This window comes from Streptomyces sp. NPDC107517, from assembly GCF_055582645.1.
Genome location: NZ_JBVJPM010000102.1, coordinates 1 through 1,153, shown reverse-complemented (window position 1 = coordinate 1,153; position 1,153 = coordinate 1). Strand labels below are relative to the sequence as shown.

Annotated in this window: 1 protein-coding gene; it reads right to left on the bottom strand. The window is 66.5% G+C overall.

Annotated features, from left to right (window positions below; all coding sequences use genetic code 11):
• Positions 1-1,153 (bottom strand): maltose alpha-D-glucosyltransferase (gene treS / locus ACZ67T_RS46315; RefSeq protein WP_469993112.1); only part of this gene is annotated, 1,153 nt, incomplete at both ends.

The window sequence follows — 1,153 nt, the reverse complement described above, 5'->3', positions numbered from 1 at the left end:
TCGACGGGGTGGCGGCCGTCGAAGGCCTGGAGGTCGAGTTCGGTGGGCTGGGCGAAGCGCGAGAAGTTGTGCACGCACAGGACGAGGTCGTCCCCCTTGTCCTCGGTCGGGGGGGCTTCGCGCAGGAACGCGAGCACGGCCGGGTTGGACGAGGGGAGTTCGGTGTAGGAGCCGAGGCCGAACGCCTCGTTCTGTTTGCGGATCTCGATCATCCGGCGGGTCCAGTGCAGCAGCGAGGACGGGGACGACATGGATGCTTCGACGTTGGTGACCTGGTAGCCGTAGACCGGGTCCATGATCGTGGGCAGGGAGAGCCGGCCCGGGTCGCAGGACGAGAAGCCCGCGTTGCGGTCCGGGGTCCACTGCATCGGCGTGCGCACGGCGTCGCGGTCGCCGAGCCAGATGTTGTCGCCCATGCCGATCTCGTCGCCGTAGTAGAGGATCGGCGAGCCCGGCAGGGAGAGCAGCAGGGCGGTGAAGAGTTCGATCTGGTTGCGGTCGTTGTCCAGGAGCGGCGCGAGGCGGCGGCGGATGCCGATGTTGGCGCGCATGCGCGGGTCCTTGGCGTACTCCGCGTACATGTAGTCGCGCTCTTCGTCGGTGACCATTTCGAGCGTGAGCTCGTCGTGGTTGCGCAGGAAGATGCCCCACTGGCAACTCGAGGGAATGGCGGGCGTCTTGGCCAGAATTTCCGAGACCGGGTAGCGCGACTCGCGGCGCACCGCCATGAAGATGCGCGGCATGACGGGGAAGTGGAACGCCATGTGGCACTCGTCGCCGCCGGATGCGTAGTCGCCGAAGTAGTCGACCACGTCCTCGGGCCACTGGTTGGCCTCGGCGAGCAGGACCGTGTCCGGGTAGTGCGCGTCGATCTCCTTGCGGACCCGCTTGAGGAGTTCGTGCGTGGCCGGCAGATTCTCGCAGTTGGTCCCCTCCTCCGCGTAGAGATAGGGCACCGCGTCGAGCCGGAAACCGTCGATGCCCAGGTCCAGCCAGAAGCGCAGGGCCGCGATGATCTCCTCCTGGACGCACGGGTTCTCGTAGTTGAGATCCGGCTGGTGGGAGAAGAAGCGGTGCCAGTAGTACTGCTTGCGCACGGGGTCGAAGGTCCAGTTCGACGCCTCCGTGTCGACGAAGATGATCCGCGCGTCCT